20 protein-coding genes, 1 tRNA gene and 1 riboswitch are annotated in these 22885 nt (G+C 56.9%); of the genes, 7 read left to right on the forward strand and 14 right to left on the reverse strand.

What is annotated here, in order from left to right:
- Window positions 1-50 precede the first annotated feature (50 nt).
- The 5 genes from ACN08V_RS05190 to ACN08V_RS05210 form a co-directional block, all read right to left on the reverse strand.
- Window positions 51-257: a DUF3073 domain-containing protein gene (locus ACN08V_RS05190; RefSeq protein WP_419099135.1), complete on the reverse strand. Its 207-nt coding sequence runs from the start codon at window positions 255-257 to the stop codon at window positions 51-53.
- A 240-nt stretch (window positions 258-497) separates the two neighbouring features.
- Window positions 498-1433: a Sir2 family NAD-dependent protein deacetylase gene (locus tag ACN08V_RS05195; RefSeq protein WP_419104809.1), complete on the reverse strand. Its 936-nt coding sequence runs from the start codon at window positions 1431-1433 to the stop codon at window positions 498-500.
- A 224-nt stretch (window positions 1434-1657) separates the two neighbouring features.
- The gene (clpB, locus tag ACN08V_RS05200; protein WP_419104787.1) at window positions 1658-4246 is read right to left on the reverse strand and encodes an ATP-dependent chaperone ClpB; all 2589 of its coding nucleotides are present in this window, start codon (window positions 4244-4246) and stop codon (window positions 1658-1660) included.
- 159 nt (window positions 4247-4405) lie between these two features.
- A complete protein-coding gene (locus ACN08V_RS05205; protein WP_419104788.1) occupies window positions 4406-5026 on the reverse strand; it encodes a hypothetical protein in 621 nt (206 codons plus the stop codon).
- 125 nt (window positions 5027-5151) lie between these two features.
- Window positions 5152-5655 (reverse strand): Dps family protein, encoded by a 504-nt coding sequence (locus tag ACN08V_RS05210; protein ID WP_419099132.1) that lies wholly within the window; start codon window positions 5653-5655, stop codon window positions 5152-5154.
- A gap of 400 nt (window positions 5656-6055) precedes the next feature.
- Between ACN08V_RS05210 and ACN08V_RS05215 the strand changes: the two genes are divergently transcribed.
- A complete protein-coding gene (locus ACN08V_RS05215) occupies window positions 6056-7177 on the forward strand; it encodes a VIT1/CCC1 transporter family protein (protein ID WP_419104789.1) in 1122 nt (373 codons plus the stop codon).
- A gap of 242 nt (window positions 7178-7419) precedes the next feature.
- Here ACN08V_RS05215 and sucD read toward each other — a convergent pair whose 3' ends face one another.
- The 4 genes from sucD to pcrA form a co-directional block, all read right to left on the reverse strand.
- Window positions 7420-8334 (reverse strand): succinate--CoA ligase subunit alpha, encoded by a 915-nt coding sequence (gene sucD / locus ACN08V_RS05220; RefSeq protein WP_419099130.1) that lies wholly within the window; start codon window positions 8332-8334, stop codon window positions 7420-7422.
- A 36-nt stretch (window positions 8335-8370) separates the two neighbouring features.
- Window positions 8371-9537, reverse strand: coding sequence for an ADP-forming succinate--CoA ligase subunit beta (gene sucC, locus ACN08V_RS05225; RefSeq protein WP_419104790.1), 1167 nt, complete (start codon window positions 9535-9537; stop codon window positions 8371-8373).
- Between the two features lie 209 nt (window positions 9538-9746).
- The gene (locus ACN08V_RS05230) at window positions 9747-10355 is read right to left on the reverse strand and encodes a hypothetical protein (RefSeq protein ID WP_419099128.1); all 609 of its coding nucleotides are present in this window, start codon (window positions 10353-10355) and stop codon (window positions 9747-9749) included.
- A gap of 72 nt (window positions 10356-10427) precedes the next feature.
- Window positions 10428-13139 (reverse strand): DNA helicase PcrA, encoded by a 2712-nt coding sequence (gene pcrA / locus ACN08V_RS05235; RefSeq protein ID WP_419104791.1) that lies wholly within the window; start codon window positions 13137-13139, stop codon window positions 10428-10430.
- 95 nt (window positions 13140-13234) lie between these two features.
- Here pcrA and ACN08V_RS05240 point away from each other — a divergent pair, with 95 nt between their 5' ends.
- Window positions 13235-13930, forward strand: coding sequence for a hypothetical protein (locus tag ACN08V_RS05240; protein WP_419104792.1), 696 nt, complete (start codon window positions 13235-13237; stop codon window positions 13928-13930).
- Window positions 13931-14041: 111 nt separating this feature from the next.
- Window positions 14042-14114, forward strand: a tRNA-Arg gene (locus tag ACN08V_RS05245).
- A 102-nt stretch (window positions 14115-14216) separates the two neighbouring features.
- Here the strand turns inward: ACN08V_RS05245 and ACN08V_RS05250 are convergent.
- The 3 genes from ACN08V_RS05250 to ACN08V_RS05260 all read right to left on the reverse strand — a co-directional run bounded on the left by ACN08V_RS05250 (window position 14217) and on the right by ACN08V_RS05260 (window position 16618).
- Window positions 14217-14444 (reverse strand): hypothetical protein, encoded by a 228-nt coding sequence (locus tag ACN08V_RS05250; protein ID WP_419099125.1) that lies wholly within the window; start codon window positions 14442-14444, stop codon window positions 14217-14219.
- Between the two features lie 237 nt (window positions 14445-14681).
- Window positions 14682-15302 carry a C40 family peptidase gene (locus ACN08V_RS05255; RefSeq protein WP_419104793.1) on the reverse strand — a complete coding sequence of 207 codons (621 nt, stop codon included), beginning with the start codon at window positions 15300-15302 and terminating at the stop codon, window positions 14682-14684.
- A 4-nt stretch (window positions 15303-15306) separates the two neighbouring features.
- Window positions 15307-15467: riboswitch (cyclic di-AMP (ydaO/yuaA leader) on the reverse strand.
- A 458-nt stretch (window positions 15468-15925) separates the two neighbouring features.
- Window positions 15926-16618: a metal-dependent transcriptional regulator gene (locus ACN08V_RS05260; RefSeq protein ID WP_419099123.1), complete on the reverse strand. Its 693-nt coding sequence runs from the start codon at window positions 16616-16618 to the stop codon at window positions 15926-15928.
- A 333-nt stretch (window positions 16619-16951) separates the two neighbouring features.
- Between ACN08V_RS05260 and serC the strand changes: the two genes are divergently transcribed.
- Complete coding sequence (gene serC / locus ACN08V_RS05265; protein WP_419104810.1) at window positions 16952-18049, forward strand: phosphoserine transaminase; 1098 nt, start codon at window positions 16952-16954, stop codon at window positions 18047-18049.
- 83 nt (window positions 18050-18132) lie between these two features.
- Here serC and ACN08V_RS05270 read toward each other — a convergent pair whose 3' ends face one another.
- Window positions 18133-19467: an MFS transporter gene (locus ACN08V_RS05270; RefSeq protein ID WP_419099122.1), complete on the reverse strand. Its 1335-nt coding sequence runs from the start codon at window positions 19465-19467 to the stop codon at window positions 18133-18135.
- 29 nt (window positions 19468-19496) lie between these two features.
- Window positions 19497-20072, reverse strand: a complete 576-nt coding sequence (locus tag ACN08V_RS05275) for a DUF3027 domain-containing protein (protein ID WP_419104794.1) — start codon at window positions 20070-20072, stop codon at window positions 19497-19499.
- 102 nt (window positions 20073-20174) lie between these two features.
- On the opposite strand from ACN08V_RS05275, the gene ACN08V_RS05280 reads away from it, so the two are divergent.
- From ACN08V_RS05280 to ACN08V_RS05290, 3 genes are all read left to right on the forward strand, one after another.
- Entirely contained in the window at window positions 20175-20420 is a 246-nt protein-coding gene (locus tag ACN08V_RS05280; protein WP_419099120.1) for a hypothetical protein, read from the forward strand.
- A gap of 121 nt (window positions 20421-20541) precedes the next feature.
- A complete protein-coding gene (locus tag ACN08V_RS05285) occupies window positions 20542-21252 on the forward strand; it encodes a response regulator transcription factor (protein WP_419099119.1) in 711 nt (236 codons plus the stop codon).
- 83 nt (window positions 21253-21335) lie between these two features.
- Window positions 21336-22745, forward strand: a complete 1410-nt coding sequence (locus ACN08V_RS05290) for an ATP-binding protein (protein ID WP_419104811.1) — start codon at window positions 21336-21338, stop codon at window positions 22743-22745.
- The last annotated feature ends 140 nt before the right edge of the window (window positions 22746-22885 follow it).

Here is a 22885-nt window from a genome sequence, read left to right on the forward strand (position 1 = left end):
GGCCCTTTAGGGCTGGGTGAGGTAAGAACCCGCATCATAAGGAGGCGGTCTTACTTCTCCAGGTATTCATCGGCGTACTTATCCACATAATCCGAGTAGTCGTCCTCATCATCGTAGTGATGAGCAGACGCCTTAGGCTTGGATTTGCCACTTGTTCTCAGTTCACGTTCGAGTGCCGTGTAATCAGTATCGGGGCTGAAATATTTCATCTCCCGAGCCTGCCGAGTTGCTTTAGCCTTTTGACGGCCGCGCCCCATGGCGAGACCCCCTCTTTATCGCTCGTATCTGGCTACCCATCCGTGCTCAAGGGAGAACCAGAAAATCTTTCAGTCTTTTCCGTATATAAGGGTACCTTGTTTTAAGCATATTTGCTTGTCTGTTCGCCCAGTGAGATGTAAGAAGCATAAAAAATAGGGAAGAGCCCTCATATTACGAGCTACTTCCACCCAGGAAGCTCACCCTTTTACGCTCTAGATTCAGAGATTTAGTCTCCAGAGTTAAGTGAGTCTTGCGGAATTGCCCCTGAGCAGATAAAGCGCTTCTGCAAGGTCTTCGCGCCAAAGATAGGTTGCGCGGCGATCAGCGCGGCCCGGTCCGCGGTTAATGATGGCCAGGGGCTTTCCTGAGCGGACGGCATCGAGGGCTATCTTGTAGCTACTCATGACGGCCAGGGACGATCCGAGTACGAGCAGGGAGCGGGATTGCTCTAGGAGGTCTTGGACACGGGTTTTTCTGGTGGCGGGGACGGGTTCGCCAAAGTAGACCACGGCAGGTTTGAGGCGGGTGGAGCCGCAGGCAAGGCAGCCGACCATCTGAAAGTCGCGGATAAAGGTAGCGTCTAGGTCTACATCACCGTCGGGGTTGACCTGTAGGGAAGGGCCGGTGACCCGCGCAAGGTAGCCTGGGTTAGCGTCGTTAATGCGAGCATCAAGGCTGGTGCGGGCTTCTTGGGCGCCGCATTCGAGGCATTGGATGGTGGAGAGGTCTCCGTGGAGCGGGAGCACGGTGCGGCTCCCGGCAGCGGTGTGCAGGCCGTCTACGTTTTGGGTGATGATGCCGGTGAGGTGCCCGTTGTTTTCGAGCTCGGCCAGTAGGTAGTGGGCGGTGTTGGGGTGGGCGCGGCTCATCTGCCGCCAGCCGACGAAGGAGCGGGCCCAGTAGCGGTGGCGGGCTTGGGGGTCGTAGAGAAATTCTTGGTAGGTCATGGGCCGGTGGTTGCGCAGTGATCCGGCGGGGCCCCGGTAGTCGGGTATTCCTGAGCCGGTAGATATGCCTGCCCCGGTCAGGGCCAGCACTGCCCCGTCGGTAAGGAGTTCCTGGATGCCCCGGCAGGCAACTTCGGGGTCGGTGGGCGGGGTAGTTTCGTGGACGACCCGTTCGATAGAGCGCAGGGCGGCGGCGTGGGTGGCAGCGATGTGGGCCTGCTCGGTCAGGTGGGTGGGCTCGCCCGCGTAGCGGGTATCGAGTCTTTCTCCCCGGTGATGCGGTTGGTTCTCTCTCACTCTTCCAGTGTAGGTGAGTATCTCCGCAGCATCAGCCCTGGCAGGTGCAAGGGGGAGGCAAGCTGGCTGGGGCTGACATGAATTGTTCAGCGAGCGCCAGCGAGCCGGGCAGGAAGGAAGCTTGCCGACCGACCTGCACCTGCGGTGAAGGAGGGTTAGCTGGCTGTAAGGACCAGGCCTTCCACGGCTACATCGGGGTTAATATCCACCCGGACGGTGTCGCCGTCCTTGATAGTCCCTGCAAGGATTCCTCGTGCCAGGCGGTCACCGATTTCTCGCTGAACCAGGCGGCGCAGGGGACGGGCGCCGTAGGCGGGGTCGTAGCCTGCTAGTCCCAGCCACTCGGTGGCGGCGGGGGTGACATCCAGGGTCAGTCGGCGGTCCTCTAAGCGGCGGGCCATGGACTTGATTTGCAAGGCCACGATGGAGGACAGGTCCTCTGCGCTCAGTGGCTCAAAGATGATGAGCTCGTCCAGGCGGTTGAGGAACTCCGGTTTGAAGGCGGCGTTGACCGTGTTCATAACTGCGCTCTTGCGGCTCTCATCGTCCAGGTTCTGGTCGATCAGGAACTGAGAGCCCAGGTTGGAGGTCAGGATGAGGATGACGTTACGGAAGTCGACGGTGCGGCCCTGGCCGTCAGTGAGGCGGCCGTCGTCAAGAACCTGGAGCAGGATATCGAAGACTTCGGGGTGGGCTTTTTCGACCTCGTCAAGTAGAAGGACGGAGTAGGGGCGGCGGCGGACTGCTTCGGTGAGCTGACCGCCTTCTTCGTAGCCGACGTATCCGGGAGGGGCCCCGACTAGGCGGGCGACGGCGTGCTTTTCGGCGTATTCGCTCATGTCAATACGGACGAGGGCACGCTCATCGTCGAACTGGAACTCAGCCAGAGCCTTGGCCAGCTCGGTTTTACCGACACCGGTGGGGCCCAGGAAGAGGAAGGAACCGATGGGCCGGTCGGGGTCGGAGATACCGGCGCGGGAGCGGCGCACGGCATCGGCTACGGCGGCGACAGCTTTCTTCTGGCCGATCAGCCGTTTGCCGAGTTCTTCTTCCATGTGCAGGAGCTTTTCGGATTCGCCTTGGAGCATACGACCTGCGGGGATACCGGTCCAGGCGGAGATAACTTCGGCGATTTCGTCAGCTGTGACTTCTTCGGAGACCATGGATTCTTGCTGGGCGCTGCTCTCTGCCCGCTGAGCTTCGGCCAGTTGCGCTTCAAGGGCGGGGATTTCGCCGTAAAGGATCCGGGAGGCTTCTGCCAGGTTGCCTTCGCGTTGGGCTACTTCTGCTTTGGAACGCAGCTCGTCGATTTGGGTTTTGAGGTCGCCCACTCGGTTGAGTCCGGCTTTCTCAGCTTCCCAGCGGGCGTTGAGGGCGTCGAGTTCTTCCTTCTTGTCGGCCATATCTGCACGTAGGGCATCTAGGCGTTCGAGGGAAGCTGGGTCAGTTTCGTTGGCGAGCGCCAGTTCTTCCATGGTGAGGCGGTCTACGGCACGGCGGAGGACGTCGATTTCTTCGGGTGCCGAGTCGATTTCCATGCGCAGGCGCGAGGCGGCCTCGTCGATCAGGTCGATGGCCTTGTCGGGGAGCTGACGGGAGGGAATGTAACGGTTAGAAAGGTTGGCGGCGGCGACCAGGGCGGAGTCTGCGATGGCTACCTTGTGGTGGGCTTCGTAGCGTTCTTTGAGGCCGCGTAGAATGCCGATGGTGTCTTCCACAGAAGGCTCACCGACAAAGACTTGCTGGAAGCGGCGTTCCAGGGCGGCGTCTTTTTCGATGTTTTCGCGGTATTCGTCCAGGGTGGTGGCACCGATCAAGCGTAGTTCGCCGCGGGCTAGCATGGGCTTGAGCATATTGCCCGCATCCATGGAGCCCTCGCTGGCACCGGCACCGACGACGGTGTGGATTTCGTCAATGAAGGTGACGTTTTGGCCTTCGGATTTTTTGATGTCTTCGAGTACGGCTTTAAGGCGTTCTTCGAATTCACCACGGTATTTGGCACCGGCGACCATGGCACCCAGGTCCAGGGAAATAAGGGTTTTGCCGCGCAGGGTTTCAGGTACGTCGCCGGAGACCATGCGTTGGGCTAGGCCTTCGACGACGGCGGTCTTACCGACACCGGGTTGCCCGATCAGTACGGGGTTGTTCTTGGTGCGGCGGGAAAGTACCTGTATGACGCGGCGGATCTCGCTGTCTCGGCCGATGACGGGATCGAGTTTGCCTTCGCGGGCGATGGCAGTGAGGTCGGTGCCGTACTGTTCGAGGGCACCGAAAGTGCCTTCAGGGTCGGGGGTGCTCACGGTGCGGTCTCCTCGGACTGGGGGGATGGTTTCTTCTAGGGTTTTTTCGCTGGCACCTGCGGCGGTGAGGGCACGGGCGGTTGCGTCGTTACCTGCAGCTAGGGCGAGCAGGAGGATTTCGGTGGAGATGTAGGTGTCCCCGAATGTTCCGGCTTTAGCCTGGGCTGTTTGAATGGCGCTCAGCAGGGCCCGTGAGGGCTGTGCTTGGGCGGTGGATTCTCCTGATGCTTTGGGGAGCTTGGAGATTTCCGTGGATGCCGCAACTGAGAGTGCATCAACATCGATCCCTGCGGCTTTGAGGACCGCAACCGCTACGCCCTGGCGCTGGTCAAGCAAGGCTTTGAGCAGGTGGGGTGTATCGAGGGTGGGGTTGCCTGCGGTTTGGGCGTTAAGGTTGGCGGCCGATAAGGCCTCTTGGCTTTTACTGGTGAATTGAGCTGACATTTTTCTCCTGAGCTAGTAGGTCTTTTCCCTAAGGTTGAGTGTACTTCACTCAACTCATAATTGAGTCTACTACACTCAACTTATATACACCAGGTAGCTGAGGCCTTCCCCACCCTTGACCCACTGAGCAAGAAGGCCAATCCACCGAGTCCGGCTAGCTCAATCCAAGAAATCATATATGGATTCTGCCCGCTCCAATTCTTCCTTGACAGAATCATCGACACCGCGGGAGACCGATTCAGCTCGCCGCCAGTTACTCAGGGAAAGGAGCAGGGAGGCAGTTGCAAAGGCGTAAGTGAGGATACCGGCTGGGTTGCCGAAACCGGCTGAGAGCCCAATAAAGTCACCCCCCAGTAGTGACGATGCCGCCGAGACAACAGTTCCATCCAGGCGGTCGGGGACCAAAAAACCGAAGATGAGGGCCATCAGCCAGGTGGCACCCCAGACAAGCGCGGTCGTCGGCGGTAGACCTGCCCGTTTACCAGCTTTTTGTAATTTCATTTCTTTGCCCGAGAAGTAGGCTGCCGCTAGCATCAGACCCGCCAGGATCGGCCCTAGTGAGATGGCGAAAATTGGCAGCAGGCTACCGCCGGCACCAAACAGGGAGCGCCCAGCAACCACCCACAGGGCCGAGAGAAGTGCCCAGGGAACAGCCAGGTAGAAAATAGCCCTGGTCAGGAGCCCGCCCTGTCTCATCAAGTAGGGGTGTGACCGGGCCTCACCAGGAGCACCCGGCTGAGGGCCCTGCGGAGGTAGGTGATTGGCTGAGGTTTTTTTCATTTGGCTCACTCCCCCATTTTAGGCCCACCCTTCTTAGTCCTCACAAGAAGCAGGTACCACAAAGCCGGGGTGGCCCACCTCTTGACGGTGAGCCACCCCGGCTTTTGAGTTGCGAGGGTTACCTGCTAGCTGAGGTTACCCTGCCCATCTTCGAGGTGACTGCGCAGGAACCACTGGAAGAGCTCTAGTTCGGCAGTCTGACCGATCAGCAAATCTTCGGTAATAGGGTCAATATCGCCCACCTTAGCAATAGCAGCACGGTGGTCTTCGATAACAGCGCTATAGACGTCATTAAGAGCACGAATATGGGTCATAGCGTCAGCACGGTCAACATCATATCCGGCCCAGGTGCGCTTTTCTACCAGGTCGCCTGAGAGACCGTTGGGGGAAACACCCATGGTAGCCATGCGCTCTGCGATGGCATCAACAAAGCCGCGCACCTGGTCTACCTGGGGGTCCAGCATTTCGTGGACTGCGATGAAGTTGGGGCCAACGACATTCCAGTGAGCATGCTTGAGGACCAGGTGCAGGTCATTGAGGGCGTGCAGGCGGAGCTGGAGGACGTCAGCTACGTGGTGGCCAGACTCTTCGGTGAGGCCCGGTACGGTAAATGATGCGTATTTGCTCATGATTCTTAAACTTCCTGTTAGGTAATCAGGTCGATCCCAAGCTGTGGGTTTCGGCCTGCTGTGTAGTTCCAACCTTACGCTGTCCCTGCCGCCATTTCAAGGCTTATTCTGAGTAAATCATAATAAGGAAACCCTGATTTGACAAGGTATTCTGCCTAAAACAGAAGGTAAGCAAGGCTAACCTCAGCGCAACTGACTGGGTACAACACTCTCCCCAAAGGGATCTTAGCCAGCCCCTGCTCTACCCACCAAAGACCATAAACCATTTATGTGATTTACAACATATCCCCCGGGGCTCTAGCTGACCGTTGCCACCGGTCCCAGTCTATGACTAGAGTAAGAGTCAGCCACAGGGGGCTCACCCCAGCGCTACCAGCTCCAGACCTAAGAGTAAAAGATCGTGACAGCACCCACCCCATATACTGCCCCCTGCACAACACCCAGCAAGGCCCAAATTCGCCGCTGGCGGCGTTATTTAGCAGAAGAAATCTCCGAAGCTCGCATTTACGCTGCGCTGGCTGAACGCACCCACGGTAAAGAGGCAGAAATCTTAGGCCAAGTAGCCCAGGCCGAATACCGCCACCAGAATCACTGGCGCCAGCTTCTTGGAGAACACGCTTTTCCTGAGCCCAAACCTTCGGTCTCGGCCCGTATTCTTGAACTTCTAGCCAAAAATTTTGGCTCAGTCTTCGTTCTTGCCCTAGCCCAAAGAGCCGAGGGACGCTCCCCCTACGCGGAGGATCCCGATGCAACTGAGGCTATGGCAGCCGATGAGGCTATCCATGAGGAAATCATTCGAGCCCTTTCTACCGCTGGCCGAGAAAAGCTTTCTGGCAACTTCCGCGCCGCTGTCTTTGGCGCAAATGACGGCCTTGTCTCTAATGCTGCGCTCATCATGGGTGTTGGCGCTAGCGGGGTCAGCAACTCTATGATTCTTCTTTCTGGTGTCGCAGGCCTGTTGGCAGGCGCGCTTTCTATGGCTGCCGGTGAGTTTGTATCGGTCCGTTCCCAGCGCGAGCTACTCGACGCCTCCCGCCCCACCCAGGTCACCCTCGATGTAGCCCACCAGCTCGATATTAACCAAAATGAGTTAGAGCTGATTTACAAGGCCCGCGGTATGAGCGAGGAGGCAGCCCGCCACCGTGCCATGGAACGCTTTGGGCACTTCACCTGCGACTGCGACCCATCACTCTCTTTCCGCGACCTTGAGGAGGATCAGGAAGCGGGGGTAGAACACGGTGCGCTGGGTAGCGATGTGGGAGCTGCCGCCTCAAGCTTCTGCTTCTTTGCCTCCGGCGCTCTCATTCCGATCCTGCCCTACATCTTTGGGGTACAGGGTCCATTCGCTATGTTGCTAGCCATGTTGCTGGTAGGCCTTGCCCTCATGCTAACCGGTGGCGTGGTGGGCCTACTCTCCGGTGCTTCACCTTTCAAACGTGGCTTACGTCAGCTAGCTATTGGCTACGGAGCTGCCCTGGCTACCTACTTGCTGGGGCTGGCCTTTAATGTGGCTCTGGCCTAGCCAGCAATCTCTCTGAGCAAGCGCTCAGGATCACTGTCTCAAGCTACCGCCCCCTGGCCTCAATACCCTTTAGGCTAGCTAGCGCCTTGCCCCTATCCGCTAGTTCTTGCCCGCCCATCAGCCCTGACCTACTTGCTCTTGTTGACCGACAAAAGGCAGGGGCTGGAGCCTATAGCTCCAACCCCTGCTCAGATACTTATCTGTCCTTCTCTATCTTCTAATAATTAGAGAAAGGCTACTTTCTAAGAGGCAAAAATCTCACGCATGAGCTGAGCAGCCTCAGAAGGAGTCTTACCCACCTTCACACCAGCAGCTTCCAAGGCCTCCTTCTTAGCCTGAGCGGTACCCGAAGAACCGGAGACAATCGCACCAGCATGGCCCATAGTCTTACCCTCAGGAGCGGTAAAACCAGCCACATAGCCAACAACAGGCTTGGTCACATGAGCCTTGATAAACTCAGCGGCACGCTCCTCAGCATCACCACCAATCTCACCAATCATCACAATCGCTTCGGTCTCAGGGTCAGCTTCAAAAGCCTCCAGAGCGTCAATGTGGGTGGTGCCAATAATGGGGTCACCGCCAATACCGATAGCGGTGGTAAAGCCAATATCGCGCAGCTCAAACATCATCTGGTAGGTCAGGGTGCCTGACTTAGATACCAGACCGATTTTGCCCTTGCCGGTGATGTTGGCGGGGGTAATACCCACCAGGGATTCACCGGGGGTAATGATACCGGGGCAGTTGGGGCCAATGATGCGGGTGACCTGCTTGCCCTCAGCATTGACCTTGCTCTTGGCGTAGGCCCAGAATTCGGCAGTATCACCTACGGGCACGCCCTCGGTGATGACAACCACCAGGGGAACCTCAGCGTCAATCGCTTCAATAACAGCGTCCTTGGTAAAGGCCGGGGGTACAAAGACGATTGAAACGTCTGCGCCGGTCTCCTGGATAGCTTCAGCCACAGAGCCAAAAACCTTCAGCTCGATGTCCTGGCCCGAAGCGTCCTTGTGAGTAACGGTGGTGCCAGCCTTGCGGGCGTTAACGCCGCCCACAATCTGGGTACCAGCGGCCAGCATACGGGCGGTGTGCTTAGTACCTTCACCGCCGGTGATGCCCTGAACGATGACCTTAGAGTCCTTGTTCAAAAAGATAGACATAATAAAAACCTTCTAAATCTGTGTTTTCGCGGTGAATTAAGCGTTGTAAGCCAGCTCGGCGGCCTTATCGGCACCGGAGTCCATAGTCTCGGCCAGGTGTACAAGCGGGTGGTTGGCCTCAGAAAGAATGCGGCGGCCTTCTTCCACGTTGTTACCGTCAAGGCGAACGACCAGGGGCTTGGTTGCCTTATCGCCCAGGATCTCAAGAGCCTGAACGATACCGTTAGCAACAGCGTCACAGGAGGTAATACCACCAAAGACATTGACGAACACAGACTTGACCTGCTCATCGTTGAGGATGATATCCAGACCAGCGGCCATAACCTCAGCGGAAGCGCCGCCACCGATATCCAGGAAGTTAGCGGGCTTGACCTTGCCGTGGTTCTCGCCAGCGTAGGCTACAACGTCCAGGGTGGACATAACCAGGCCCGCACCGTTACCGATGATGCCGACCTGACCATCGAGCTTGACGTAGTTCAGTTCGTTTTCCTTGGCCTTGGCTTCGAGGGGGTTCTCTGCGCTCTTATCGACCAGGGTCTCGTGACCGGGCTGGCGGAACTCTGCGTTATCGTCCAGGGAGACCTTGCCATCCAGTGCCAGAATCTTGCCGTCACCGGTCTTGACCAGCGGGTTGACCTCCACCAGGGTGGCATCTTCCTTCTTGTAGACCTCGCCCAGCTTGACCAGTACAGCGGCTACAGCCTGGCGGGTGTCCTCGGCAAAGCCAGCTGTCTCAACGATTTCAGCGGCCTTAGCGGGGCTAATTCCCTCAATGGGGTTGATGTCTACCTTGGCCAGAGCCTCGGGGCGCTCAACGGCCAGAGTTTCAATATCCACGCCGCCTTCCACCGAACACATAGCCAGGTAGGAGCGGTTAGCCCGGTCAAGCAGCATAGAGAAATAGTACTCTTCGGCAATGTCAGCGCCCTGAGCAATCATCACGCGGTGAACGGTGTGGCCTTTAATGTCCATGCCCAGAATCTGCTGAGCATACTCGTAGGCTTCATCGGCGGTCTTAGCAACCTTAACGCCGCCCGCTTTACCGCGGCCGCCTACCTTGACCTGTGCTTTGACAACGGTGACGCCACCAATTTTTTCGGCAGCGGCTTTTGCTTCTTCTGGGGTGGTAGCTACGATGCCCTGGAGCACGGGTACACCGTGCTTCTCAAAGAGATCTCGTGCCTGGTATTCAAACAGGTCCACAGGAGTGTCCTTCTTCGTCGAAGTCGTGCCGGGCCGTGTGGGCCAGGCCTTTACAAATGCGAAGCCTCCACGTGCCCCCAGCGAGAGCCAGAGCACACAGAAGCCTCTCCATGAGCAACTTTAGCGCACTTCACAGCAAGGGAGCTAACTTATCAAGTTATATTGAGCGACCCAGTTAAGTACGATCGAGTTAGCAGAGCTAGGCTCAGCTACTTAAGGAGGGCACAGGCATCCAAGATATTGACCAAGAACGGTGCTGTGTCTGAAGCCCTCGGAACCATGAGGTACTCCATCTCATCAATACGCCATAGCATAATCCTGGCTTCAGAAACCCGGCAGCTCATGGCCTGCCCCGGTTTAAAGACATCGGGTGGGAAGTCAAAAGCTACAACTTGGTCAATCACCTGCGCAGCTGCTTGCCCGCTAAGGTTAAGGACGGTGCGGTTAACTGATACATCAAGAACCAGACCCTCATCATTCCCTAGGGCAGTAGCTAAAGCTCGCCCTAGTTTCACCGGATCAACGCGGGTCACGACCAGGTAGACCCCTGCTTCGACATAAAGGCAGGCTACGACCTGTCGGGTACCGTAGAGCATGTAGCGGGCTAATGCGTCACCGCTGACCTGGCCGGGTAATTCGGGGAGGGAAACTCCCAGTACCTTTTCTAAACGGTGAGCGGCGGAGCTAGCAGGGTCCACTTCAAGCCGGAAGAGCGACAGGTCAGATATTTCCTGAAGCTGGATACGGGTATCGGTGACCTCGTCCATGGCATGAGCGAACTCCTCAGCAACCGAGGGCAAACTACTGTCATTGTTCATCGAGCTACCTCATTGTGGCATGATAGAGAACCGGCAAAGGCATGATACCCCTTAGGGCGCTAGCGGCCACGATTAGCTATCTTTCTTGGTCAATGGCGCATAGCGCAGAAGCAGTCGCTTTTCTTCGCGGGCAAAACGAACTTTAGCCACCGTTTTGTCTCCTGCCCCTTCAAGTGCCAGAACCTTACCCTCACCGAAAGTTGTGTGCTCTACAGTATCGCCGACGGAGAGTAGGGGAATTTCCTTATTCTGCTGTACCCGCGAGACCTTGCCTGCTGCGGCGGCATAGCCGTAGGAGGCAGAACCGTTCACTTCAGCTATCGAGGGGGAAGACCTGCGCTGAGGTTGATCGAAGCGAGCAGAGTAGCTAGAACTTCCGTAAGCCGGTGTGCCAGTTTCTGACCGCCAAGCGCCCCTGCCGCCAGCGTAGGCACCGCCGTAGCTAAGGCCACCCATCGAATAAGTGGAGCCGGTACGTTTCCATTCGATAAGTTCCTCGGGAATCTCTTCAAGGAAAGGAGAGGGTGGGTTGAACTGGCTCTGGCCCCACATAGACCGGTTCTCGGCACGAGTCAGGTAAAGCCGTTCCATCGCGCGAGTCAGGCCAACGTAAGCCAGTCGGCGTTCCTCACTCATCTCCGAGTCATCGGTCAGGGCACGCTGGTGAGGGAAGAGTCCGTGCTCCATACCGGTGAGGAAGACCACCGGAAACTCTAGGCCCTTAGCCGTGTGTAGGGTCATGAGGGTAACTACGCCCTGAGAACGAGCCTCGGCAACTTCTGCCGCAATCTGAGCAGCGCTGGGGCCGCCTTCCTGGTCCTGCTTTGGCTTGTTGGGAATCTGGTCAGCGTCAGCGACCAGGGCAACGTGCTCCAAGAAGTCCTCGAGGCTTGCACCGGGGTTATCAATCTCAAACTCGCGGACAGCATCTACCAGTTCCGATAGGTTTTCCACCCGGGACTCGTCCTGAATATCCTTGGATTCACGCAGGGCAGCCAGGTAGCCGCTCTGTTCCAGGACGGCTTCTAGGCAGGTAGCGGCAGACTCGGTCTGTGCGATCTGGGCCAGGTCGTCGATGAGCTGGGAAAAAACGGCCAGCTTCTTAACCGCGGCAGAGCCCAGCCCCGGAACTTCGGTACCCTGGCGCAGGGCTGCCATGAAAGAGATGCGGTTGGCTCGTGCGTAGTCGGCAACCACACTCTCCGATTTAGTTCCGATACCGCGCTTAGGCTCGTTGAGAATCCGGCGCAGGTTGATATCATCATCGGGGTTGACGAGAACTCGCAGGTAGCTCAGGGCGTCTTTAATTTCTTTGCGTTCGTAGAAGCGAGTGCCGCCCACCACCCGGTAGGGCAGACCAACTCGCATGAGCATTTCTTCCAGGGTACGGGATTGGGCGTTGGTCCGGTAGAAGACCGCAATATCACCCGGCGCGGTTCCGTACTCGTCACGCAGGCGGTCAATCTCCTGGGCGATATACCGTGCTTCGGCCTGCTCAGATTCGGCCACATAGCCGGTAATTTTTGCGCCATCGCCGCTGGCTGTCCAGAGTTTCTTGGGCCTGCGGCCGGGGTTGCGTTCAATCACGGCATTAGCCGCGCTCAGGATGTTCTGGGTTGAGCGGTAGTTCTGTTCCAGCAAAATGGTGCGAGCAGTGGGGTAATCCTGCTCAAAATCGGTGATATTGCGAATATCAGCACCACGGAAGGCATAGATGGACTGGTCAGAGTCGCCCACAACGGTCAGCTCTGCCGGAGGGTAGGCATCGGGGTAGGGCCCTGGCGCACCGGGTTCCGGGCCTTGAGCGGGAGCCCCCACCAGCTGGCGAACGAGCTGGTACTGGGCGTGGTTGGTGTCCTGGTACTCATCCACCAGGATATGGTGGAAGCGGCGGCGGTAGTATTCGGCTACCTGCGGGTGATTCCGAAGCAGGTTGACGGTTTCCAAGATCAGGTCATCAAAGTCAAGTGAGTGGGCCGCTTTGAGACGTTCGGTATAGATGCTGTAAACCTTAGAGATGGCAGCTTCCCAGGGGTCGCTGGGGGAGGTTTCCTGGGCAAACTGCTGGGCGGTCACCAGCTCATTCTTCAGGTTGGAGATTCGGTTGCCCACGGCCTTAGCGGTGAACTTCTTAGTGTCCAGGTTGAGCTGTTTGATAATCAGGGTTAGCAGGCGCTGGGAGTCGGCAGAATCGTAGATTGAGAAAGTTGTTTTAAGGCCCAGGTTCTTAGCTTCACGGCGAAGTAGACGCACGCAGAAGCTGTGGAAGGTGGAAATCCACATATTTTGAGCTTTTGGCCCAACGAGGTCGGTAATACGTTCACGCATCTCTGCGGCCGCTTTGTTGGTAAAGGTAATAGCCAGGATCTGACCCTGGTGAGCACGCCCGGTCGCCAGCAGGTAGGCAATACGGTGGGTGAGGACGCGGGTTTTACCGGATCCTGCACCAGCAACGATGAGCAGAGGCGAGCCAGCGTGTTCAACGGCTGCAGCCTGGTGCTCGTTCAGGCCTTCAAGGAGCCTATGCGGTTGGACCTGCCAAGCGGGCTGACGGGAAGGACCGCCAAACTGAGCACCACCCATCTGGTAGGAGGGTGGCAGGAAGTCGAGCTCAGCCAGATCAGCTGGGGCGGTGGGAACCGGTGCAGGCTCTTGACTAGGGAGCCAGTCGGGTTCATCGTAGTACCCTCCCCCAGGTTGGCCCATAGGCGGGGCCTCTTCTGCGCTTTCGCCCTGAGGCCTGGGTGCCCGAGAGGTGGGCATAAAATCATCGTCATCAAACATGGTGGGCTCTTTTCCTGATTCAACCGTCAAATAACCATTTTAGGCGAACATACTTTCGAGGCCCCAGCTTTTAGCTGACAGATAAGATAGACAGTATGGGTCTTTCAAAAGGTCAGAAGAAGCGCCTCTATGGCGAGAATACACAAGTGCACTCCCCCGCTCCCTCTCCGCCTGCAGCACGGTCCAGACTAAAGGCACAGGCAGAACCGCGGGTTATCACCGACTACAGCGCAGCGGAGTTAGCTGCCCAACCGGAAAAAGGCGGCGGCTCCTATATCTTTGTGGGAGTGGCTTTCGCGGTCACAGCCCTCTTCCTTCTCTACTACTACCTCATCTTATTGCCCGGTATTTCGACAGTTGCAGGTGTGACTGCCCCTGAACTCATGGCTAACTTTGATGCTGAGCACCTAGAGGCTCTGGCATCTGGCCTGGGCGAAGAAGGTATCCGTAGCTACCAGATTGTGCACCGCTCAACGGGCCTGATTTTACCCCTCATTTTTGCTTTTACCTGGTGGAATATGGTTAGGGCTTCCCGCTTTGAGCTGCTTCTGGGCCGGCTGATGCTCGCCCTTCCTCTTGCCTACGCCGGTGTATTTATGGCCGGTGGTTTTGCGCTGGATCAGGCTATTGCCAACCCGCTCAGCTCCGCTACAGCTTTGGCTTCTTTGCTCATAGCACTTCGCTGGGGACTCTTTGTACTCTGCCTGCTTCAGCTAGGGTATCTGGCTGTACGTCTTGTCCGCTCTAAGGTTGATGCTTTCTCACGCGGTGAGCTACCCGGCCAGTCATAAACCTGAGTTCGGGGTCAAGGAGTACCCCGGCAAGGGGCTTTGAATGGCGAGCTCACACACGGCCTGTATTTAGAGTTAGCTCCTCAATGCTGTAAACTGATGGGGTTGCCTGCCCTCGTAGCTCAGGGGATAGAGCACCGCTCTCCTAAAGCGGGTGTCGATGGTTCGAATCCATTCGAGGGCACAGACAGAGAAACCCACCTACTCTGGTAGGTGGGTTTTTCGCGTTTAGACCTCAGCTTATGAGAGAATGAACATTCTTTTTATAGCCCTAGCAGCCCTTTTCCTACGGGAGCTTCTTCTGCTTTTTACGGTAGAGGGCACGCGAGATCAGCAAGCCGATGACGATACCCACACCACCGGTAATCGATACCCACATAGCAGCGTGGCCAACCAAAAGGGCGATGAGCAGACCAATAACAATTCCGGGGACCGCCCCGGCAATCATACCCACAGCCATATAGGTAAACTCTTGATCCGATGCGTTCCTGGGGCTTTCAAATTGAGGTGCCATAGGCTATATCCTAGCTGCGCGTAAGGGAATAGAAAAAGGGGATAAAAAATGCGCCCCAGCTGGTCGTCTGGTGCGCATTAGCAGGCTTAGGCCTGCTGGGGGGATCCATACCGTGTGATGTGTGGTAGGAATTCTTTAATACTCACAGCTTTCTCTTACGACCAGGAAAACTGTGGTTGGACTACCTCAGGGAAGCCGAGGCTATTCGCCTTGGCAGGACCCTAGGGTGAAGTCTTATTAGATACCTGCGGTGTAGTAACCGTCAACAGGCATGAAGCCGCCACCGTCAACAGCGGTCAGCATGGTGCCCTGTGAGGGGTTCAGCGCTGAGATCATCTGGCCGTTGCCAACGTAGATACCAACGTGTGCATAACCGTTAGTGAAAACGATGTCACCGGGCTGGGGGTTAGCGGTAGGGGTGAGCTGGGTTGCCATAGCGTAGGTGTAGGCGGTCAGGTTGATGCCAGCCTGAGCGTAAACGTAGGATACGAAGCCTGAGCAGTCCCAAGCCTTGTAGGACTTGCCACCCCATACGTAGGCACCACCGAGGCCGTCGTAAGCAGCTGCCAGAACGGTTTCACGAGCGGTGGAGAGATCGACGTTGCTGGGAAGTTCAGCGACGGTGTTGGACTGAGTGGTTACAACAGAGGTATTTTCTACAGGGGCAACGGTTTCGTAGTTGTAGCTGTAGGAGTTGTAAGCCTGGTTGTTGTATACAGCCAGCGCAGGAGCGGACTGAACGGGAGCGGTAGCGGTTTCTGCTACTGCAAAAGCGTTTGCGGGAGCAACTGAAGCGGCCAGCATGGCACCTGAAGCTGCAACGATACCTGCATTGCGAATGATAGTTGACTTAGTCATTGTGTTTTCCTCCATTGCCGGACGAGGTGAGCTGTCGGGTTCGAACATGAAGTACGCTCGGCTACCGGTGAAGGTAACTTAACCCCAAGGGCTCCTAGTACAGGATCCCAAAGTTGGGTCCCCCGCTTCTGCCTGATGATGTTTGTGAGTGAACCTGTGAACCGTGGCAGAACTAGGCGTTCAGTCCGCAGGGTGCTAATCCGACCAGTGATGAGCACAAATCAAAACACTACACACACTTTCAGATATTGTCACGTTTTGATTACAAAAGTCGCGGCTTCCAGCCCCAGAAAGTAAGCAGGGTTACCTATTGCCTGCAGGTCACACCTCGGGAACAAAGCTCTGAAAGCTGTCAAAAAACCCGTTCTGACAAGCTGAAATTATGGTGACTGGGGTCATATAAAGAAGAGTTTTTTACCCCAGGAGCCACCGCGCCCTCCCATCAGGGGGCACTAATGAGAAACCCGCCACTTAATTAAAAAACTTCACTGGACGGCACTACTGAGGGCCCCAGGACCCATCACCGCGCCCCCTACCGCCTCCCGGAAGCAGCGAATATAACAGTTTGATAACAAAAAAGAGGCCTAGGCGCTCACCCAAGCCTCTTTTCTGTTACCAAGATGTTACCTTTTGACGACGATAGCTTCTGCTACCTCAGCGTTCAGGATCAAGGACTCATCTTCACCATCGGCGTGCACCAGAACGGAGCCGTCCTTACGCCCCACAATAGAAACAGTTGCGCCGTAGACAATTCCTGCATCACCTAAGCGCTTTAATAGCTCAACATCTGTCTGAATAAACTCTGGCAGACGAGAGACGGTAAACCGGTCATCCTCATCGGAATCTTTAGCCGCAATCGACATGGTGACTGTACGTCCATCGTTCTCTTGGCTCTGTGCACCCAGCTCCTCCAAACCAGGAATAGCATTACCGTAAGGCGAGAACTTAGGTTCGTTGAGGAGTTCCAGGAGACGACGTTCCACTCGCTCGCTCATCACATGCTCCCAGCGGCAGGCTTCTTCGTGGATGTACTCCATTTCTAAACCAATCACATCGGCCAGTAGGCGTTCAGCAAGACGGTGCTTACGCATTACCTCAACAGCCTTGTGGCGGCCTTCATCGGTGAGTTGAAGAGAACGGTCGCTCGCTACAGTCAACAGGCCGTGTCGTTCCATACGGGCAACAGTCTGGGAGACGGTAGGCCCAGAGTGTTCAAGGCGTTCGGCGATTCGAGCTCGCATAGGGGTAATACCCTCTTCTTCAAGTTCGAGCACAGTTCGCAGATACATCTCAGTAGTATCAATCAGGTCAGTCATGCCTTCTCCTCTCGTTCCGAGCCCACCCCGCTAAGGCTAGGCAAACAGTGCAGTCATTATCATTAATTGTATGCCGTGCCCAGGCTTTTGGGTGTGACCCTGCCCGATGAGGTTTGCACAGTTCTGCCCTCTTACTTCTCACTCTGTAAATTTCAGCCCCTCTTTTGCGGTTCTTGCCCCGCCCTAGCCGACAAGCACCCCTATCACCGTCACAATAGAAAGAGTAGGACGGCAGATAGCACCCTCCCCCTTTCCACGCATCCGCTATCTGCGCTTAGCCCCTACTTTTTACGAGGAGACACCGTGACCGACTTCCCCACCATTCCATCCCATATGCTCCCAGCCGATGGCCGTTTTGGTGCCGGCCCTTCAAAGGTTCGCCCCGAACAGCTTGCCGCTGTTCAAGCGGCAGGCCAGCATCTTATGGGAACCTCCCACCGACAGGCCCCTGTCAAGAACCTGGTCAGTGAAATCCGTGAGGGTCTGCGTTCTTTCTACTCTGCGCCCGAGGGCTACGAGGTAATTCTTGGTAACGGCGGAGCTACTGCTTTCTGGGATGCCGCCACCTTTGGGCTAATCGAGAACAAAGCCCAGCACCTCACCTTTGGTGAGTTCGGCTCTAAGTTCGCAGCCGCCACCCAGGCCGCTCCTTTCCTGGCAGACTCTACCGTCTTGACCAGCCCTGCAGGGACTAGGCCGGTTGCCCACGCTGAGGAAGGTGTTGATGTATACGCTTGGCCTCACAACGAAACCTCAACCGGTGTTTTCGCACCCGTCAGCCGCCCCCAAGGCGCCGGTGAAAACGCCCTGGTTCTCATCGATGCAACCAGCGCCGCAGGAGGCCTTGACCTTGATATCTCGCAGGCTGATGTCTATTATTTCTCAGCCCAGAAGAACTTTGCCTCCGACGGCGGTCTCTGGTTGGGGCTCTGGTCACCCGCCGCCCTGGAACGGGCACAGCGGATTCAGGACTCAGGCCGCTGGATTCCTGACTCCCTCAACCTGGTAACCGCTATCGATAACTCACGCAAGAACCAAACCTACAACACCCCCGCACTGGCCACCCTGATCATGCTCAACGAACAGCTCAAGTGGCTCAATGAACAAGGCGGTCTAGCCTTTGCATCGGCCCGTACCGCTGACTCAGCAGGCAGAGTCTACCGCTGGGCAGAAGAGTCAGACTTTGCCAGCCCCTTTGTAGCCAATCCGGCAGAGCGCTCAAACGTGATTACCACCGTGGACTTTGATGACAGCATTGACGCGGCAGCTATCGCTAAGGCGCTACGTGCTAACGGTATCGTCGATACCGAGCCCTACCGCAAGCTGGGCCGCAACCAGCTCCGCATTGCGACCTTTACCGCGATTGACCCCGACGATGTATCAGCTTTGCTGAACTGTATCGACTACCTGGTCGAGCAGACCGCGGGCTAAAAAGCTTCCGGCCCTTAAGACCGGGCCGCCCCGTTTCACCTCCTAGAGGCAGTGCGGGGCGGCTTTTTATGCCACGTGAAAGTCTAGCGTGGCTCCTGGATATCAATTGCAGCTGTCACAGGCGGCGGCTCAGTGCCCTCAGCAGCGGGGCTTTGCTGAGCGCGCAGAACCAGGCGGGTAGGTACTGAGCGGTCATAGCGCAGGTGCAGGTGCCGGTACTTCATAATCCATACCAGCCCCAGAAGAGCGGCCAGGAAACCCGACGCAGAGGCCACACCCAGCCCCCAACGCGCCCCAAAGATATCGTTAACCAGCCCCACCAAGGGAGAACCGATAGGGGTTCCACCAATAAAGACAGCCATATAGATACTCATAACCCGCCCGCGCATTTCAGGCTCGGTGGTCACCTGCACATAGGCGTTGGCAGAAGTAATAATAGTCAGCGCCATCAACCCCAGAGGAATCAGTGCCAGAGCAAAGAGCCAGAGACTGGGAGCCAGCGCCGCGAGCGCTGTAGCCACGCCAAACCCCAGGCAGGATGCGAACATGAACCGCATCCGTGGGGTATCTCGCCGAGCAGCTAAGAGTGTACCGGCTACCGAGCCGATAGCTACCACCGAGTTCAGCACACCGAATTCCCCAGCACCCTGCCCAAATTCGGTGGTTGCCATGGCAGCAATGTTGAGGGCTGTGTTAAGGCCAAAAGTGCCGATGAGGAAGGCCGCTACCATCACCACAACGATGTCGGGGCGGCCCCTAAGGTAGCCAAAGCCGTCACGGATACGGCTCTGGGCCGCCGATGAACGGGGCAGAGGCCTTAGCTCCGAGGTACGCAGAGCGAGAATAGCTGCCATCATGGCAGCAAAAGAGAAGGTATTAATCAAGAAGACCGGCCCCGTACCCACAAGAACCACCAGCAAACCGGCGCAAGCCGGGCCGATCATGCGCGCCACGTTAAAGGACATGGAGTTCAGGGCAACGGCGTTGGGTAGGTCTTTATCCGATACCAATTCAGAAACCAGGGTGGAACGTACCGGCGCGTCAAGGGTAGAAACCAGGCCCAGGGCGAGCGCAAAAAGGTAGACCTGCCAGATAGCAACATGCCCAGAGAGCACCAGTAAGCCCAGGCCGAGGGCAAGAAGCCCCATAAGGCCCTGGGTCCACATCAGAATTTTCCGGCGGTTACCCCGGTCAGCTAGTGCACCGGCGTAGGGGGACAGCAAAAGCGGTGGGGCGAACTGGAGAGCTATCACAATACCCATCTGGGTAGAGTCATGGCTGGACAGGTCGTTAAAAACCAGCCAGTCCTGGGCTGTACGTTGCATCCAGGTACCGATATTAGAAATTAGGGCACCGATAAACCAGATTCGGTAGTTAAAAATCCACAGTGACCGGAAAGTTCTAGGCTTTCCGGTCACAGGTGGAGGCCCTGATTGCAACAGCCCACTCATTCTTGGGCAGCGGCCACCGGGGTTGAAGCTGACTTACTCTCGGCATATTCGCCCTCAAAGTCTGCCGCGTCGCCTTCGGGTATTTCCTGATCGTAATCAAGGTCCTCGCGATCTTCGGGGCGCAGGCGGTCAGCCCAGGGAACCCAGGCAGGGGCAAGAAGAGCATCGTCACCCGGTATCAGCCCAATTTCGCAGACGGTTGCGACCTTAGAACGCGGGGCGCGGGAGAGCGTGGCAAACCAGAACCAGCCCCTGTAGCCAGGGAGGTCACATTCAAAGAGGTGGGTGGTGAGCCGCTCTTCTTCACCGCGCAGGTGGTGGACCGGGCCAATAGAGTTTTCGGGTGCAATGTCAGCCAGCCCCGCAAGAGCTACATCTTTAGCGGCGGCAAGGACGGCATCAACTTTGCTGGTTCGACGCCGGCGGGTAGGTAGGCCCAGGGTCGGCTCGGGAGCCGGTGCCTGGTCCTTTTCAAGCCCTAAACCCTGCTCCGCAGAAGAATCAGGGGCAGGGGGTAGCAAGAACTTATCGCTACCGGTTTCTTGGAGCCCGTCTTTTACCACTTCAGTCATACCCTCTATTAAAGCAGGCTAGCGCGAGTTGTGGGGTTTCCCTCCCACTACCTTCTCAGAACGTGCCCTCCGAGGCGGCCTAATCTTGATACCTTATTGGGTATGGACTCTGACTTTTCTGAAACCCCCGAGCTCCCCTACGGCAAGACCATCCGTTCTTTGGGGGTGAGCTCTCTTGCCCTCATGATTCTGGGTGCTATCTCTGGGCTGGCTATGCTTCTGCTTAAATGGGCGACCGGCTCAGCTCCCCATATCCTGAGTATTATCCCGCTGATGGTGCTCCCGGTCGCTTTCATGGCCTTATTAGCGGCTCTTTTCTTTACTCTGCTTCGCCGCCGAACAAGCTAGACTAGAGCTGTCCCTCTCGGCTCGCGTTTCTGCGCGCATCAGACCCAACCTTTCCCTAATACCCAGCAAAGCGCCCAGCTGTGCACAGGTAGCGCACAGGTAATAAGCGCACAATAGAACTGTGAACATCAAAGAACCTGAAGCAAAATTATTGGTCGTCGATGACGAGCCCAACATTTTAGAGTTGCTGGCAACTTCCCTGCGCTTTGCAGGTTTTGAGGTTGTTACGGCGTCCAACGGGCGTGAAGCCCTTGATAAGGCCGAAACTGAGTCCCCCGACCTGGCCGTCCTTGACGTCATGTTGCCTGATATGGATGGCTTTACTGTCACCCGTAAGCTGCGCAGCTCCGGCCGCCTCTTTCCCGTGCTCTTCCTCACCGCTAAAGACGACACCGAGGACAAGGTCACCGGCCTTACCGTCGGCGGTGACGACTACGTCACTAAGCCCTTTAGCCTTGATGAAGTGGTAGCTCGGATCCGCGCCGTGCTGCGACGCACTCAGCCCCAGCACGAAGAAGATTCACGCCTGCGGGTTGATGACCTAATTCTTGATGACGATGCCCACGAGGTTTTCCGTGGCGACCGCGAAATCGACCTCTCCCCCACCGAATTCAAGCTGCTGCGCTACCTGATGCTCAACCCCAACCGGGTGCTCTCCAAAGCGCAGATTCTTGACCATGTGTGGGAGTACGACTTCAACGGCGACGCCTCTATCGTGGAGTCCTACATCTCTTACCTGCGCCGCAAAATTGACAACGATCCGGAGCTCCCCCCGCTCATTCACACCAAGCGTGGCGTGGGCTACCTGTTACGGACAGCTAACAAAAATTAAGGGGTAAGAGTTTGCGCTCTCGTCTCTCTGTGCACCGGCTGGGTTCGCTTTCATTGCGGACCCAGTTGGTGCTTTTAACGTCTATGCTCCTGGCCCTGGCCATTTCGGTCATGTCTCTGGTCGCTATTTCTGCCATTCGAGCCAAGATGATGGACCAGCTCGATGATGAGATTGAGGCCAGCTACAGCTACCTGGTCACCGCAGTGTATGCAGACCAGCAGCTCTCTCAAACAGAGGGAACTTTTATACCCTACGAGGCCTACCTACTTGATAGCGACGGAAAGATTGTGCGCCCGGTAGCCACTCTGGCCGACGAAACCTCCTCGCCCCTGATTTCTGGGCTGACCGCTGAAAACGTCAAAAAATACAACAAGGCAGCGCTGACGGTCCGCTCGTCAAGCGGGCACACCGAGTGGCGCCTGATTGCTTTCCCTGTGGATGAGACCCATCAGACCCTGGTCATTGCCGCGCCGCTCACCCAGATCAACCAGACCGTAGCCATCGTAGGGGGCCTGACCTTACTCTTTGGCGTGGCTACTTTGCTTGCCTCCATAGCCCTGACCTGGGTCATTGTCACCCGAGCCTTTGAGCCGCTGGCAAGGGTAGAACAGACCGCCGCCCAGATTGCGGCAGGCGATCTTTCTCAGCGTATCGAGAACTACAGCCCCTACAACGAAATCGGCCATCTCACTACCTCACTCAACACCATGCTCTCCCATATTGAGGAGGCCTTTGACGCGCAAAAACGCTCTGAAGTTAAAATGAGGCGCTTTGTAGGCGATGCCTCGCATGAGCTCAGAACCCCGCTGGTGTCCATCCGTGGTTACTCTGAGCTTTACCGTATGGGCGGGCTGCCTAACGACGAGGCTGTTGCTATGGCTATGGACCGGATTGAATCCGAGTCAAAGCGCATGGGCCAGCTGGTAGAAGATCTCCTGACCCTGGCACGGCTAGACGAACGGCGAGTGACAGAGAACGCTCAGGTAGACCTGCTCAGATTAGCCCAGGATGCCGCCAACGACGCCTTTGCTTCTGAACCCGACCGAACCATTGAGGTAGTCGGCCTTGAAGGCGCAGAGGCGCTTACGGCCCTGGTCTGGGGCGATGAGCAACGGCTACGCCAGGTGCTAGCCAACCTCATGACCAATGCCCTGCGTTACACGCCCGCCGGCTCCCCCATTGAAATAGCGGTGGGTTCTGTTCCCGGTATCGACGGCAGCTGGACCTCCATGCTCCAGGTGCGAGATCACGGCCCGGGCATCCACGGTGAGGATGCCGAACGCGTCTTTGAACGGTTCTACCGGGCAGATACCTCCCGGACCAGGGAGACAGGCGGGACTGGCCTGGGCCTGGCGATTGTAGCGGCTATTGTTAGCCAGCACGATGGCTCAATCAGTATTGAAGAAACCGAAGGCGGCGGTGCCACTTTCACTATCAGGCTCCCCCAGTACAGCACCCATACAGGCCCGGTTGCTCTCGCCCGGCAAAAGTAGGCGGTCTTGCCCCGGGAGAACACTTGTGTATAAATGCCGGGCGAGCTTCATATTGCAGACGCATTTACATCATTTTGGGCTTACGATTGACGTTAAACACCCCGGTTTAGGTGGCCCACCCGAACCGGGGTTTTCCACAC

Origin of the sequence: Rothia sp. P5766 (genome assembly GCF_048513555.1) — a bacterium.
Taxonomy (GTDB): Bacteria; Actinomycetota; Actinomycetes; order Actinomycetales; family Micrococcaceae; genus Rothia.

What these genes read in the sequence shown, in the direction of transcription:
- ACN08V_RS05190 (WP_419099135.1), bottom strand. Translation starts at nt 257, where the DNA reads ATGGGGCGCGGCCGTCAAAAGGCTAAAGCAACTCGGCAGGCTCGGGAG.
- clpB (WP_419104787.1), bottom strand. Translation starts at nt 4,246, where the DNA reads ATGTCAGCTCAATTCACCAGTAAAAGCCAAGAGGCCTTATCGGCCGCC.
- ACN08V_RS05205 (WP_419104788.1), bottom strand. Translation starts at nt 5,026, where the DNA reads ATGAAAAAAACCTCAGCCAATCACCTACCTCCGCAGGGCCCTCAGCCG.
- ACN08V_RS05210 (WP_419099132.1), bottom strand. Translation starts at nt 5,655, where the DNA reads ATGAGCAAATACGCATCATTTACCGTACCGGGCCTCACCGAAGAGTCT.
- sucD (WP_419099130.1), bottom strand. Translation starts at nt 8,334, where the DNA reads ATGTCTATCTTTTTGAACAAGGACTCTAAGGTCATCGTTCAGGGCATC.
- ACN08V_RS05230 (WP_419099128.1), bottom strand. Translation starts at nt 10,355, where the DNA reads ATGAACAATGACAGTAGTTTGCCCTCGGTTGCTGAGGAGTTCGCTCAT.
- pcrA (WP_419104791.1), bottom strand. Translation starts at nt 13,139, where the DNA reads ATGTTTGATGACGATGATTTTATGCCCACCTCTCGGGCACCCAGGCCT.
- ACN08V_RS05240 (WP_419104792.1), top strand. Translation starts at nt 13,235, where the DNA reads ATGGGTCTTTCAAAAGGTCAGAAGAAGCGCCTCTATGGCGAGAATACA.
- ACN08V_RS05250 (WP_419099125.1), bottom strand. Translation starts at nt 14,444, where the DNA reads ATGGCACCTCAATTTGAAAGCCCCAGGAACGCATCGGATCAAGAGTTT.
- ACN08V_RS05255 (WP_419104793.1), bottom strand. Translation starts at nt 15,302, where the DNA reads ATGACTAAGTCAACTATCATTCGCAATGCAGGTATCGTTGCAGCTTCA.
- ACN08V_RS05260 (WP_419099123.1), bottom strand. Translation starts at nt 16,618, where the DNA reads ATGACTGACCTGATTGATACTACTGAGATGTATCTGCGAACTGTGCTC.
- serC (WP_419104810.1), top strand. Translation starts at nt 16,952, where the DNA reads ATGCTCCCAGCCGATGGCCGTTTTGGTGCCGGCCCTTCAAAGGTTCGC.
- ACN08V_RS05275 (WP_419104794.1), bottom strand. Translation starts at nt 20,072, where the DNA reads ATGACTGAAGTGGTAAAAGACGGGCTCCAAGAAACCGGTAGCGATAAG.
- ACN08V_RS05280 (WP_419099120.1), top strand. Translation starts at nt 20,175, where the DNA reads ATGGACTCTGACTTTTCTGAAACCCCCGAGCTCCCCTACGGCAAGACC.
- ACN08V_RS05290 (WP_419104811.1), top strand. Translation starts at nt 21,336, where the DNA reads ATGCTCCTGGCCCTGGCCATTTCGGTCATGTCTCTGGTCGCTATTTCT.